The organism is Nonomuraea sp. KM88, from assembly GCF_052245635.1.
Classification (GTDB): Bacteria; Actinomycetota; Actinomycetes; order Streptosporangiales; family Streptosporangiaceae; genus Nonomuraea.
Genome location: NZ_JBQQCC010000016.1, coordinates 91877 through 105067 on the forward strand (window position 1 = coordinate 91877; position 13191 = coordinate 105067).

General features: G+C 71.8%; 12 protein-coding genes. 7 read left to right on the plus strand and 5 right to left on the minus strand.

The features are described 5' to 3' along the window. Positions 1 to 4 precede the first annotated feature (4 nt). The gene (locus ACTWPV_RS37145) at positions 5 to 3499 is read right to left on the minus strand and encodes a DUF4153 domain-containing protein (RefSeq protein ID WP_443155374.1); all 3495 of its coding nucleotides are present in this window, start codon (positions 3497 to 3499) and stop codon (positions 5 to 7) included. Then, the gene (locus ACTWPV_RS37150; RefSeq protein WP_443155375.1) at positions 3496 to 4179 is read right to left on the minus strand and encodes a response regulator transcription factor; all 684 of its coding nucleotides are present in this window, start codon (positions 4177 to 4179) and stop codon (positions 3496 to 3498) included. Before ACTWPV_RS37150 ends, ACTWPV_RS37145 begins: the two co-directional genes overlap by 4 nt. Positions 4180 to 4251: 72 nt before the next feature. Here ACTWPV_RS37150 and ACTWPV_RS37155 point away from each other — a divergent pair, with 72 nt between their 5' ends. The 3 genes from ACTWPV_RS37155 to ACTWPV_RS37165 all read left to right on the plus strand — a co-directional run bounded on the left by ACTWPV_RS37155 (position 4252) and on the right by ACTWPV_RS37165 (position 6531). After that, positions 4252 to 5106 carry an arylamine N-acetyltransferase family protein gene (locus ACTWPV_RS37155; protein WP_443155376.1) on the plus strand — a complete coding sequence of 285 codons (855 nt, stop codon included), beginning with the start codon at positions 4252 to 4254 and terminating at the stop codon, positions 5104 to 5106. A 9-nt stretch (positions 5107 to 5115) separates the two neighbouring features. Then, a complete protein-coding gene (locus ACTWPV_RS37160) occupies positions 5116 to 6213 on the plus strand; it encodes a protein kinase domain-containing protein (protein ID WP_443155377.1) in 1098 nt (365 codons plus the stop codon). A gap of 123 nt (positions 6214 to 6336) precedes the next feature. Beyond that, the gene (locus tag ACTWPV_RS37165) at positions 6337 to 6531 is read left to right on the plus strand and encodes a hypothetical protein (RefSeq protein ID WP_132340063.1); all 195 of its coding nucleotides are present in this window, start codon (positions 6337 to 6339) and stop codon (positions 6529 to 6531) included. An 18-nt stretch (positions 6532 to 6549) separates the two neighbouring features. Here the strand turns inward: ACTWPV_RS37165 and ACTWPV_RS37170 are convergent, their stop codons facing one another. Both ACTWPV_RS37170 and ACTWPV_RS37175 read right to left on the minus strand, forming a co-directional pair. Next, positions 6550 to 6861: a DUF3817 domain-containing protein gene (locus tag ACTWPV_RS37170; RefSeq protein ID WP_347643407.1), complete on the minus strand. Its 312-nt coding sequence runs from the start codon at positions 6859 to 6861 to the stop codon at positions 6550 to 6552. Positions 6862 to 6864: 3 nt separating this feature from the next. Beyond that, positions 6865 to 7647 carry an SURF1 family protein gene (locus ACTWPV_RS37175; protein WP_443155378.1) on the minus strand — a complete coding sequence of 261 codons (783 nt, stop codon included), beginning with the start codon at positions 7645 to 7647 and terminating at the stop codon, positions 6865 to 6867. A 129-nt stretch (positions 7648 to 7776) separates the two neighbouring features. On the opposite strand from ACTWPV_RS37175, the gene ACTWPV_RS37180 reads away from it, so the two are divergent. Next, on the plus strand, positions 7777 to 7950 hold the full coding sequence (locus ACTWPV_RS37180) for a hypothetical protein (RefSeq protein ID WP_347643405.1): 174 nt from the start codon (positions 7777 to 7779) through the stop codon (positions 7948 to 7950). Between the two features lie 136 nt (positions 7951 to 8086). After that, positions 8087 to 9535: a flavin-containing monooxygenase gene (locus ACTWPV_RS37185; RefSeq protein WP_443155379.1), complete on the plus strand. Its 1449-nt coding sequence runs from the start codon at positions 8087 to 8089 to the stop codon at positions 9533 to 9535. Here the strand turns inward: ACTWPV_RS37185 and ggt are convergent. Continuing rightward, positions 9525 to 11303 carry a gamma-glutamyltransferase gene (gene ggt / locus ACTWPV_RS37190; protein ID WP_443155380.1) on the minus strand — a complete coding sequence of 593 codons (1779 nt, stop codon included), beginning with the start codon at positions 11301 to 11303 and terminating at the stop codon, positions 9525 to 9527. The two genes, ACTWPV_RS37185 and ggt, sit on opposite strands and share 11 nt — an antisense overlap. A 47-nt stretch (positions 11304 to 11350) precedes the next feature. Between ggt and ACTWPV_RS37195 the strand changes: the two genes are divergently transcribed. After that, positions 11351 to 12457, plus strand: a complete 1107-nt coding sequence (locus ACTWPV_RS37195; RefSeq protein WP_443155381.1) for a sensor histidine kinase — start codon at positions 11351 to 11353, stop codon at positions 12455 to 12457. Beyond that, on the plus strand, positions 12454 to 13101 hold the full coding sequence (locus tag ACTWPV_RS37200) for a response regulator transcription factor (RefSeq protein ID WP_347616335.1): 648 nt from the start codon (positions 12454 to 12456) through the stop codon (positions 13099 to 13101). Before ACTWPV_RS37195 ends, ACTWPV_RS37200 begins: the two co-directional genes overlap by 4 nt. The last annotated feature ends 90 nt before the right edge of the window (positions 13102 to 13191 follow it).

The window sequence follows — 13191 nt, forward strand, 5'->3', positions numbered from 1 at the left end:
GGATTCAATCAGAGCCGCGGTACGGCTTCTGGCCGCACTCCACGGACTCGTTGACCGGATGTTCGGCCAGCAGGTCGCGGGCCTGCGAGCGGGCGAGGTTCCAGCCGTTCCACGGATCGGGACGGTCCAGCCCGTTGGCCTCGACCACGTCGGCGAGCACGCAACTGCGCTGCGGCTCGGGCAGCCGGTCCAGGGCCGGCACCGCCTCCGCGCCGAGATCGCCCAGGTAGTCGGAGTCCAGCTGGGTGCCGCCGCGCACCTCCACCTGCGAGTACGCGACCCGCAGGTCGGGGTTCACCACCGCGAACGCGCCCAGGCCGAGCGCGGTGACCAGCACGACCGTACGCGGCAGCCAGCCGGAGCCGCGCCCCGCGAACCGTACCGCCCCGGCCAGCAGCACCAGCGCGAACAACGATCCCAGCCACCAGACCGTGGCCTGCACCGACAACCGCAGCCTGGACAGGCCGTAGGCGTCGGTGTAGAGGTTCATGCGGTGCAGCGCCGACACCAGCACCACCATCGTCAGCCCGCACAACATCGCGAGCAGCCCCGCCAGCACCCAGCGCTCGCGCCGCTCCGCCTTCAGCAGCCCGCCCGCCACGGCCACGATGCCCAGCACGAACACGCTGACCACGACCAGCTGGAAGAAGCCCTGCCTGGCGTACTCGGCGTAGGTGAGCCCCGCCGTCCTCAGCACCCGGGCATCGCCCCCGAACAGCGCCGTGATCTGCACCGCCACGAACGACGCGAACAGCAGGTTCACCGCCGTGAGCGGCACCAGCCAGATGCTCCTGCTCACCTTGAACTTCTTCTGCGGCCCCACGGGATCGTTCACCGGCCGCAGCGCGACCAGCACCACGGCGGCCAGCAGCACGGCGAAGAGCACGAAGAGGAAGATCCGCAGCGGCGCGGACTCCACCCAGTCCGGCGTGGTGGTCAGCCGCTCCAGATAGCTGGCGAACACCGCGTCCGCCGAGGCGAACAGCAGGCCGAACACCGCCAGCAGCACCGCCGTGATGGCCAGGGCGGCCAGCGTGGGCATGACGCGCCGCCTGGCCGTCAGCTTCTTCAGCGGCCCGGCCAGGAACCAGTGCACGGGGCCCAGCGCGAGCACCACGGACACGCCGCCCCTGATCACGCCCAGCCAGCCCGCGCCCGCCCCGGAGACCGCCAGCGCGCCCAGCCCGGCCCCCGCCACGAGCAGGATCGCGACCAGCCAGTCGGCGTCGCGCACCGCCGCCATGGCGATCAGGAAATACGCCAGCACCCCGAACGCCACCGTCCACGGCGTCATCCGGCGCGTCACCGCCGGGAACGCCGCCGCGCCCAGCACCAGCGCCACCAGCACGAACCCCAGGCCCACCTGGGCGTCCGGCAACGCCACCGCCGCGAACACCCCGGCCCCCACCGCGGCGGGCAACAACCAGCGGGGCGCGTCGGGCAGGTCGGGCTTGGGGAACAGCGGCGGCGGCACGTACGGCGGCGGCCCCACCGGCCCGCCCCCAGGCCCCACCTGAACACCCGGGCCCGCGTAGGCGCCCGGCCCCGCGGGGACGCCCGGTCCGGCCTGGCCGCCTGCGGGACGTGACGGTCCGGACGCCGCGCCGCCGTGACCGGCCATCGCCCCCGCCTGCCAGCCCGCGCCTCCCGCCTGCCCGCGGTAGGGACCCACCTGGTACGCCACCGCAGCTGTGCGCCGCGCTGACCCCGCCCCCATGGCCACGCCCACGGCGCCCATGACGGCGACGCTCACCACGAGCGTGACCAGGGCGAATCCGGCTCCCACCGCGATACCGGCGAACGCGGCGGCGAACAGCCCCACCGCGAACCCGGCCAGCACCCCGATGACCCCGCCGCCGATCATCCTGGCGTAGCTCGCGCCGACGGGCGGCGACCCGCCGGGCACGGTCGCGTCCACGGCTCTCCCCCCAGCCGTCGCCACGACGCCACCGGCCGCATGACCCGCCGAGGCCGCCGCAACGGCACCGGCGTCCGCCGCGGGAGCGCCCTCGACACCACGGCCGGCCTCCGGTGCGCGCCCTGTCGTGGCGCCTTCGGCAGGCGCCGGATCCCCGCCGCCACCCGGGGACGAAGGTCCGGTCGCGACGCTCATCACGGCGCCGGCGGGAGCGGCCTGAGTACCCGGAGATGTCCCCGGAGATCCCGGCTGTGACCTTCCGCCGTCCGCCGTCGCGACCGCGCCCTCCACACCGTCGGTCCCCCGTCCCGCGACAAGCCCCGCAACGGCCCCCGCCGCTGGAACGGCCTCCGATGCGGCTCCCGGTGCGGAAGCGGCAGCCGGCGCGGAACCGGCCTCATGCGTCGGAGCGCCGGCCGGTGCGGGAGCGCCCTCAGGCGCCGATGCGGTGACCGTGCCGCGGTCGGCGACGGGATCAGCGGCGGGATCAGCGGCGGGATCGGCGACGTCCCTTTCCAGCGCCTCGCTCCCGACGGCCGGCGACCGTTCGTCCCCCGTGCTTCGTTCGTGTTCCAATGGCGTGTCCGCCATCGTCGTCCTCCCTGGTAATTCGACGACCATCCGGCACCCCGGCCGGTCGTCGATGCGGATGGAACCCCCGTGCAGCTCGACGATCTCCTTCACGATGGCCAGCCCCAGTCCCGCGCCTCCCGCGTCGGCGGTGCGTCCCGCGTCCAGCCGGGAGAAGCGTTCGAAGACGCGTTCCCTGGCCGCCGCCGGGATGCCGGGCCCCGGGTCGGTGACGGCGAGCCGTACCGCGTCGCCCTCTTCGGCGCCGCTGACGGTGACCACGCCGCCCGGCGGGCTGTGGCGTACGGCGTTGTCGAGGAGGTTGGACAGGACCTGGGCGAGCAGGTCGGGGTCGGCGCGCACCCCCAGCCGGCCCGGGACCACCCACCGGATGGTGACGTCGTCGCGGGCCAGCGACGCCTCGCGGACCGCCTGCTCGACGTGCCGCGCCAGTTCGACGGGCTCGGGCTCGATGAGGCGGACCCCGGAGTCCAGCCGCGACAGGTCGAGCAGCTGGGCGACGAGCCGTCCGAGCCGCTCGGTCTGGGCGAGCGCCGTCGACATGGTGACGGGGTCGGGCGCGGAGACGCCGTCCACGACGTTCTCGAGGATGGCGCGGAGCCCGGTGATGGGCGTGCGGAGCTCGTGGCTGACGTTCGCGACGAGCTCGCGCCGCTGCCGGTCGACCTCGCCGAGGTCGGCCGCCATCGCGTTGAACGCCCTGGCCAGCTCCCCCACCTCGTCGCGCGAGGTGGCGCTGACGCGCAGCGTGTAGCTGCCCTTGGCGATCGTCTGGGCGGCGCTGGCCATCTGGCGCAGCGGCTTGGTCATGCCCATGGCCAGCACCTGCACCATGATCAACGCCAGGACGACGGCGACCGCGATGCGCACCTCGCCGGCCAGGCCGGAGGCGATGCCGACCTCGTTCACCACGAACGCCGTGCCCACGGCCAGCACGATGACGATGCCGAGCTTGACCTTGATCCGGCCGAGGAAGTCGAGCGGCCTCATTGGCGCACCAGCGCGTAGCCGACGCCGTGGACGGTGCGCACCACGTCGGAGCCGAGCTTGCGGCGCAGCGCCCGTACGTGGCTGTCGACGGTCCTGGTCGCGGCGGCTTCGGAGAAGCCCCACACGTCGGACAGCAGCCGGTCGCGCTCGAAGACCTGTCCCGGCCGCTCGGCCAGGCGCCGCAGCAGGTCGAACTCCGTCCTGGTGAGCTGCGCCTCCACGCCGCGCACGAACACCCTGCGCGCCGCGGTGTCGATCTCGACTTCGCCGACCCTGATCACGGTGTCCTCGACGGCGAGCTGGGAGGCGCGTTCGACCCGGCGCAGCAGCGCGTGGATCCGCGCGACCAGCTCGCGCATGCTGAACGGCTTGGCCAGGTAGTCGTCCGCGCCGACGCCGAGCCCGACGAGCACGTCGGTCTCGTCTCCGAGCGCGGTCAGCATGAGCACGGGCACCGGCCTGGCCGCCTGCATCCGGCGGCACACCTCTAGTCCGTCGAGACCGGGCAGCAGCCGGTCGAGGATCACCAGGTCGGGTTCGGCCCTGCCGTACTGGACGAGGGCGTCCTGCCCGTCGCCCGCCACCCTGACGTGGAAGCCCTCGGCCGCCAGCCTGTTCCTGACGGCCAGGGCGATCGTCACATCGTCCTCGACCACGAGGATGCGCCGCTGCTCTGCCACGTACGGAAGCCTAGAAGCGCCCTGTGCAGACGACACTGCTGAATCTGTGCACATCCGGTGCAGACTGGGCGGGTGAACACCGCCGCATATCTGCGCCGCCTCGGCCTGCCCGGTCTGCGAGGCGCTCCCGTCAGCGTCGAGAACCTGCGGGCGCTGCACGTCGCGCACGTCGAACGGGTCCCGTACGAGGTCCTGGAGATCTGGCTGGGCCGCCCCACCACCGTCGATCCCGTCGAGTCGGCCGAGCGGATCATCCGCGGCCGGGGCGGCTACTGCTACCACCTCAACGGCGCGTTCTCCGAGCTGATCGGGGCGCTCGGCTACGACGTGACCCGGCATGTCGGCGGCGTCCAGACTCGCGGCATCGGGCCGGGCGTCACCGGCAACCACCTGGTGCTCACCGTGCGCGGCCTGCCGGCTGACGGCAACCCGGGCGGCGAGTGGCTGGTCGACGTCGGGCTGGGCGACGGCCTCCACGAGCCGATCCCGCTGGTCGCCGGCTCCTCCCGGCAGGGCCCTTTCACGTACGGGCTGCGCCCCTCGGAGGTCGCGCCCGGCGGCTGGCGGTTCGACCACGATCCGAGTGGTTCGTTCGAAGGTATGGATTTTGATCCGGCGCCCACGGATATATCGGCCTTCGTCAGCATGCATGACCATTTGACGACGTCTCCGACGTCCGGGTTCGTCCGGGTCGCCGTCGTGCAACGGCGCGACGGCTCGGGCGTCGACCTCCTGCGCGGGCTGGAGCTGCGCCGCGTGGGGACGGGCGCGCACACGATCATGCTGGACACGGCCCGCGACTATTTCGCGGCCCTGGCGGACGTGTTCGCGCTGCCGCTCGACGACGTGAGCCCCGAGGAGAAGGAGAAGCTCTGGCGCAAGATCGACGAGGCGCACAGGGCCTGGCTGGCAGGCGATCCCGCATGATGGCCACGCGTGCGCACGGGCGCTATCGTGCACCTCGAGATGGGTGAGACCAGCAAGCTGGCCGGCCGCTACCGGCTGCTCAACCCCCTGGGCGCGGGGTCCGTCCTCCTGGCCTTCGACGAGGTTCGCCATCGCGACGTCGCGGTCAGGCGGCTGCGCGTGCCCGCCGAGCTGCGCGACGCCGCGCTGCACGAGGCCCGCAGGGCCACCACGCTGCGGCACGCCTCGATCGTGCGGGTGCTGGACGTCGTGATCGAGGATCGCACGCCGTGGCTGGTGATGGAGTTCGTCTCGGGCGCCTCGCTTGAGCAGGCCGTGCGCTCGCGCCGGCCGCTGCCCGTCCCGCAGGCGGCGCGGGTCGGGGTGTGCGTCCTGACGGCGCTGGCCACGGCGCACGAGGCGGGCGTCGTGCACGGGCGGGTCGATCCCGGCAACGTGCTGCTCACCACGACGGGGCGGGCGGTGCTCACGGGGTTCGGCTTCCCCAGCCTCAGCATGCTGCCGTCGGCCGACCTGTGGTCGATGGCCGCCACGCTGCACTTCGCGATCGAGGGCCGCCCGCCCGGCCAGATGCCCGCGGAGGGCGCCGACCCGCTCAGGTCCCTGGTCAGGGCGATGTTGCACCCGGCGGGGGCGCCGCCGATGGACGTGGTGCGCGAGACGCTCGACCGGCTGGCCGTGGACCGCCCGCTCGACGCGGTCATCGCGGCCTCGGGCCCGCTGCCGCCCGCGGGCGCGGCCGCGATCGGGCTGGCCCTGCTCGACGGGCTGCTGGCCGTCGGCGAGTTCCACGGCGGGGTGCAGCCGGGCAACGTCATGATCGACGGGAGCGGGCGGGCGCGGCTCCTGCCGCTGCTGCGCGCGGGCACGCTGCCCGCCTACACCGCCCCCGAGGCCACCCAGAGCCAGGAGGCCGACCTGTGGTCGCTGGGCGCGACGCTCTTCGCCGCGGTCGAAGGTGCTCCCCCCGCCCCTGGCGCGCGGCTGACGAGGGCGGGAGCGCTGGCGCCTGTCCTGTTACGGCTGCTCGCGGGGCATCCGCAGGACCGCCCGACGCCCGACGAGCTCCGCTCCGGCCTTCTCGCGATCATGGCTCGACAGGGTTGAAAGACTGCGCAACGATTGCGATACATCGCGAGCGGAACAACGGCGGCGGCCCCACTCGTTGGACAGGCGACGCACAATGTGGAAGAGGCGGGGCGCGCGCTCCGCGTTCGGAGGATGTTGAGGATGTCGCCAGTCCAGAAGTACGCCATTGGCGCAGGCGCCGCGGTCCTGCTGTCGCTGATGATCTTTGGCACCGGCTTTGTCACCCTGCTGGTTGTCCTCGGCGTGGTCGCCGCTCCGGTGATCGGTTACCTGATGCTCGACCCGTCACAGCGCGAGCGCCTCAAGAGGGCGCGCAAGCGCGGCATCGGCCGCTGAGCCCGCCCGGCGGAGGCCTCAGGCCTCCGCCGCGGTCAGCGCCGCCTGCACCCGCTGGGTCACCCTGCGCTCGACGTAGAACGACAGGAACGGCACCGTGCCGCCCAGCATGACACCGAGCATGTACGGCCACGTCCAGCGTGCCTTCATGCCCAGGTTCATGACGGTGACGAGATAGATCATGTAGAGCCCGCCGTGGATGGGGGCGATGATCTTCGACAGGGCCGGCTCGTCGAAGCCGTAACGCAGCACCATGCCGACGCACAACACCAGCAGCATGACGCCGACCACGTATGCCAGCACCCGGAAGGGCTTCAGAGCCGATTCCACGATTTAACCTTCCAGAGCCATCTCAGGGGACTTGCCACGGTCCCGATCCGCTCGTACGGCGTCGCGTACGAAGTGGAACCACATGAAAACGGCGAATCCGGCAAAGATCCACCAGTTGGCGGCGTAAGCGAGGTTACGCCAGGTGAGCGTGCCACCGACCACGGGCGGGTCGACCTTGACCTGTGCCAGCGAGCCCGACGGCGGTTGTGCGACGACATAGCCGGCGCGCACCTTCTGCCCCGTCCACAGGTTGACCAGCTCGCCCGTGGACACCGTCTGCACCTGACCGGCCGGCAGGCCCTCGCCGCGGCGCTGCACGCTGTCGGTGCCCTGCTGCGGGCGCAGCCTCCCCGGCACCGCGATCCGGCCCTCGGGAACGGCCGCCACCGCGGGATCGTCCGGCGTCTTCACCCAGCCGCGCACCACCGGCATCAGCGTGCCGTCGTCGAGCCGGAGCGGCGTGAGCACCCAGTAGCCGTGGTCGCGGGAGACGTTGCCGCCGGGGGCGTCGACGTCGGGCCGCCGGTCGGCCACCAGGAGCTGGCGGCCGGCGTCATAGGAGCCCTCCGCCGTGACCCTGCGGCCGACGGCCTCACCGTTCAGCTGGGAGCTCACCTGGGCGAGCGTGGTGACCGCGACAGGCGCGGGGTCGGTGGAGGCGCGCGGCTTCCCCGAGTCGTTGAAGACGCCGAGCTGCCAGCGACCGAGCAGGATGAACGCGATGAGGACCCCGATGGTCAGCAGGTGCAGCCCCAGCATGCGCGGGGAGAGCAGGGTCCTCAGCATGTTGTCAAAACTATCCGCCGGGTGGGGTGGTCCCCTAATCAGGCCGCCCCTGCGGCAGGGCGTGCCCCACCCCTACAGATCCCGCCAAACTCCGCAAATGTCACAGGCGCTCACGCTAAGCTGCTGCTCATGTCTGACCAGCATATCGACCCGGCGGGCAACACCCAGCAGTTCCGCGCGTTCGCGCAGCGGCGCGAGCAGGAAGCCTCGGTCCCGCCGAAGAAGTCGCCCATCGTTCCCATCATCGCCGTCGTCGTCGCGGTCGTGATCGTCGGCGTCGTCGCCTTCCTCCTGCTCCAGTAGGCATCCGGCCAGGACGACCCGCCGCGGAGGCCGTGGCGGGTTTTCGTCGTTCCTGCGATGGTTCTCACTCTGGACCCGGTCCGCGACCGCTCCGTACATTGGACATAATGTCCAATAGATGCGCCGCGGAGGTCACATGGCTGGGATAGTGATCGTCGGCGCCGGCCTCGCCGGCGTCTGCATGGCCATCAAGCTCAAAGCAGCCGGCCACCACGACTTCGTCATCCTGGAGAAGGCCGGCGACCTGGGCGGCACCTGGCGCGACAACACCTATCCCGGATGCGCGTGCGACGTGCCGTCGCACATGTACTCCTACTCGTTCGACCTCAATCCGGACTGGTCGCGGATGTTCGCGCCGCAGCGGGAGATCCACGACTATCTGCGGTCATGCGCGGACAGGCACGGCGTCACCCCGCACATCCGGTACGCCAAGCACGTCACCGCCCTCGAGTACGACGACGCCCGCCGCGACTGGACGGTCACCACGGACGACGGCGCCACGCTGCGGGCGAACGCCGTGGTCTCCGCGATCGGCGCCCTGCACATCCCCAAATACCCCGAAATTTCGGGACGCGAGTCGTTCGCCGGACCGGCCATGCACTCCGCCTCCTGGGACCGTACCGTCGACCTGACCGGCAAGCGGGTCGCCGTCATCGGCACCGGCGCCTCCGCCGTACAGTTCGTCCCCCAGATCGCCCCCGTCACCCGCCAGCTCACCGTCTTCCAGCGCACGGCGCCCTGGCTGCACCCCAAACCCGATTTCGCCATCCCGCCCCGCGCCCGCGACGCCCTGCGCCTGCCCGGCATGGCGAGGACGCTGCGCACCGCCCTCTACTGGGCCCTGGAGTCACGCGCGCTCGGATTCGCCGTCGACCCGCGGCTGATGAAGGTGCACGAGAAGCTGGCGCTCAGACACCTGGCAGCCCAGGTCCCCGACCCCGACCTGCGCCGCAGGCTCGCCCCCGGCTACCTCATCGGCTGCAAGCGCATCCTGATCTCCAACGACTACTACCCGGCCCTGATGAGGGACGACGTCAACCTGGTCACCGACGAGATCACGCGGATCAGGCCGCACTCGATCGTGGACGCCGCCGGCCGCGAGCACCCCGCCGACGCGATCATCTACGGCACCGGCTTCCGGGTGCTGGACTCGCTCGCCGAGCAGCACATCGTCGGCAGGGGCGGCGTGAAGATCCAGGAAGCCTGGCAGCACGGCATCCAGACCTACTACGGCATCACCACCTCCGGCTTCCCCAACCTGTTCTTCCTGCTCGGCCCCAACACCGGCCTCGGGCACAACTCCGTCGCCTTCATGATCGAGTCGCAGGTGCGGTACGTGATCGGCTGCCTGCGCCTGCTGTCCAGGACCCGGGCCAGGGCCCTCGACGTCAGGCCGCAAGCGCAACGGGCGTTCGACCGGAGGTTGCGCGAACGGCTCGACCCGCTCGTGTGGAACGCGGGCGGCTGCCGATCCTGGTATCTGGACGAGCACGGAGTGAACAGGACGATCTGGCCGGGCTTCACCTTCGAGTACTGGGCGCGTACGCGGAAGGTGAAACCCGGCGCCTACCAGCTCATCTTCTAGCCGGCTGCACGACCATCGCGCTGCCGCCGCCCCGGCGGCTCGGCTCGGCCACGGCCTGGATCCGGCCCCTGCCGACGAACTCCAGCGCCGTCGCGGCGCCGATCTCCGGGTTGAGCGCGAAGCCGTGCCCCCTGGCCTCCAGCTCAGCCCCGTGCTCGTCCAGGAACGCCTGCTCGGCCTGCGTCTGCTCGGTGTTGCGCTGAGTGGCGCGCGGCGCGGCCAGCGCGTCCGGCAGGCTCATGCCGAACTCGTACCGGTTGACCATGATCTGCAGCACGGTCGTGATGATGGTCGAGCCGCCCGGCGAGCCGGCCGCCAGCACCGGCCTGCCGTGGTCGAACACCAGCGTCGGCGCCATCGACGAGCGCGGCCGCTTGCCGGGGCCCGGCAGGTTCGGGTCGCCGGGCGCCGGGCCGAACGTGAAGTCGGTCAGCTCGTTGTTGAGCAGCACACCCCGCCCCGGCACGACGATGCCGTTGCCGCCGGTGGACTCGATGGTCAGGTTGTAGGCCACCACGTTGCCCCAGCGGTCGGCGACGACCAGATGAGTGGTCTCGGGGCCTTCCGTCGCGATCGGCGCGGCGCTGCCCGTAGGGTGCGGGCACGGCTCGTACTGGCCGTCAGGGCTGCCGGGCGCGGCCGGGTGCGCCATCGCCGTGTCGCCGATCTGGCAGGCCCGCTCCTTGGCGAAACCGTCGGACAACAACTGCTCGAGCGGCACGCCGGGGATGTCGCCGACGTACGCGCCGCGGTCGGCGAAGGCCAGCCTGGACGCCTCCAGATACTCGTGCAGGCCGACCTCGGGCAGCGCCTCCAGGATGTTGAGCGCCTCCCCGACCGTGGAGCCGCCGGAGGACGGCGGGGCCATGCCGTACACGTCCATGCCCCTGTAGGAGATCTTTGTGGGCTCGCGCAGCAGCGCCCGGTAGGCGCGCAGGTCGGACAGCTCCATCAGGCCGGGCCGGACGTCACGGGTGCTGCCGGGGGTGACCGGCGGGCGCTTGACGGTGGCCACGATCTCCTTGCCGAGCTGACCGCCGTACAACCAGCTGGGGCCGCGCCTGGCCAGCTCGCGGTACGTGGCCGCGAGCTCCGGATTCCTGAAGACCGAGCCGACGGGCGGCGGGGCGCCGTTCGGGAGGTACAGCTTGGCGGTGGAGGTGAAGTCCTTGAAGCGGCCGGCGTTGGCGGCGGTCTGGTCGTGGAAGGTCTGGTCGACGACGAAGCCCTTCGACGCCACCTCGATGGCGGGGCGCAGCGCCTTGCCGAGCGACATCGTGCCGAACTTCCGCAGGGCGAGGTCCCAGTTCGCGACCGTGCCAGGCACTCCGGCGGACAGGCCGCTGGTGACGCCCTCCTCGAACGGGATGCCCTCCAGCGTCGTCGCGGTCATCGCCCGGGGCGCGGTCTCGCGGCCGTCGATCGTGAAGACCTTCCGCTTCCTGGCGTCGTAGTAGACCATGAAGCCGCCGCCGGCCAGGCCCGACGAGTACGGCTCCGTGACGCCGAGCACCGCGCCGGCGGCGACGGCGGCGTCCATGGCGTTGCCGCCCTTCCTGAGCACGGAGACGGCGGCCTTGGAGGCGTCGAGGTCGACGGTGGCCACGGCGCCGCCGTACCCCTCCGCGACCGGTACCTTCTGCTGGGGCCGGGCCGGCGCGGGCGCCGCCGGCACGAGCAGGACGAGGACTGTTGCTGCGGGAACGATCACTCGGCGCATGGTGTCCACGATGACCCAGGTACGCCCGTCGTGGTAGGGCCCCCTCACACGCAGGGATGATGCGCTGGTCAAAGCCTTGATCTAGCGTGGTTGACGTGCGCAGGAAGTACGGATTCGATCCCTACCTCGCCCTCATCGTGACCGCCGCCCAGTTCGTCATCGCGAAGGGCGCCTCCTATGGGCAGCGGCTCTTCAGGGAGCCGCTCGACCCCTATGCCTACGGGCTGCTGCTGGTCGGGCCGATGGCGATCCTGCTGCACCGGCGTTTCCCGCTGCTCACGACCGCCGTCGCGCTGGCCGCCAACGACCTGTTCCTGATCGCCGGGTACGCCTACGGCCCCAGCTTCATCAGCCCGGCCGTCCTGCTGTTCCTGCTCGTCACGCGGGGCAGGCGGCTGATGGCCTGGATCATGGCGGCGGCGACGCTGGTGTCGTTCATCGCCTACGCCTGGCTGATGGGCAACCGCGACGTCCTGCACAGCGTGTGGATCCTGACCTTCATCATGCTGCTCATGGTGCTGGCCGAGCTGGTCAGGATCATCAGGGAACGCCGGGCCGAGCGCGAGCGCACGGCGGAGGAGGAGGCCAGGCGGCAGGCCAGCGAGGAGCGCCTGACCATGGCGCAGGAGCTGCACGACGTGCTCGCGCACAACATCTCCCTCATCCACGTCCAGGCCTCCACCGCGCTGCACCTCATCGACGCCAACCCCGAGCAGGCGAGGACCGCCCTGTCCACCATCAAGACGGCGTCGAAGGAGGTGCTCGGCGAGATGCGCTCGGTGCTGAACGTCCTGCGCGAGGGCGCCCCCCGTGCCCCCACCTCCGGGCTCGACCGCCTCGACGACCTGGTGGAGCGCTCCGGTGTGCAGGTGACGCTCAAACGCGTCGGCTCCCGGCCGCTGCCGTCCCAGGTGGAGCGGGCCGCGTACCGGATCGTGCAGGAGTCGCTCACCAACGCCGCCCGGCACGCCCCCGGCTCCGAGGTCTCCGTGCGCCTGGAATACGGCGAGCGCGAGCTGGTCGTCGCGGTGGCCGACACGGGCGCGACGGACGTCCCCCTCCTGTCCGAGGCCGGCAGCGGCAACGGCATCCCCGGCATGCGCGAGCGGGCCTCCGCCCTGGGCGGCACGCTGGTCGCAGGCCCGTCAGGCACCGGCTTCCAGGTCGAGGCCCGGCTCCCCCTACCTGAGGAGACCCCATGATCAAGGTGCTGCTGGCCGACGACCAGGCACTGGTGCGCGCGGGCTTCAAGGCGCTGCTCGACGCCCAGCCCGACATGACCGTGGTGGCCGAGGCCTCCGACGGCGCGGAGGCGGTGCGGCTGGCGGGCGAGCACCAGCCCGACGTGGTGCTGATGGACATCCGCATGCCGGGCACCGACGGGCTGACCGCCACCCGCCAGATGCCGCCGGGGCCGCACATCATCATCCTGACGACGTTCGAGCTGGACGAGTACGTCTTCGAGGCCCTGCGCGGCGGCGCCAGCGGCTTCCTGGTCAAGGACACCGAGCCGGCCGAGCTGATCCAGGCCGTCCGGGTGGTCGCGGCCGGCGAGGCGCTGCTGTCGCCCAGCGTGACCCGCCGCCTGATCGCGGAGTACGCCACCCGCGCCAAGGCCCCGGTCGCCGTGGACGGGCTCGACCAGCTCACCGAGCGCGAGCGGGAGGTGCTCGCCCTGGTGGGCACCGGCATGACCAACGACGAGATCGCGGCCAAGCTGTTCATGTCGCCGGCCACGGCCAAGACGCACGTGAGCCGGGCCATGATGAAGCTGCACGCCCGCGACCGCGCCCAGCTCGTCGTCATCGCCTACGAGTCCGGCCTGGTGAAGCCGGGCTGGGCCTGAAATCAGCCAGCCGGAATGGAGTTGGGCTAACTGCGTTCTGGCTAACCAGACGGCATGCGTGTACGCCGCCCGCTGACGCAGCGCGTCCGT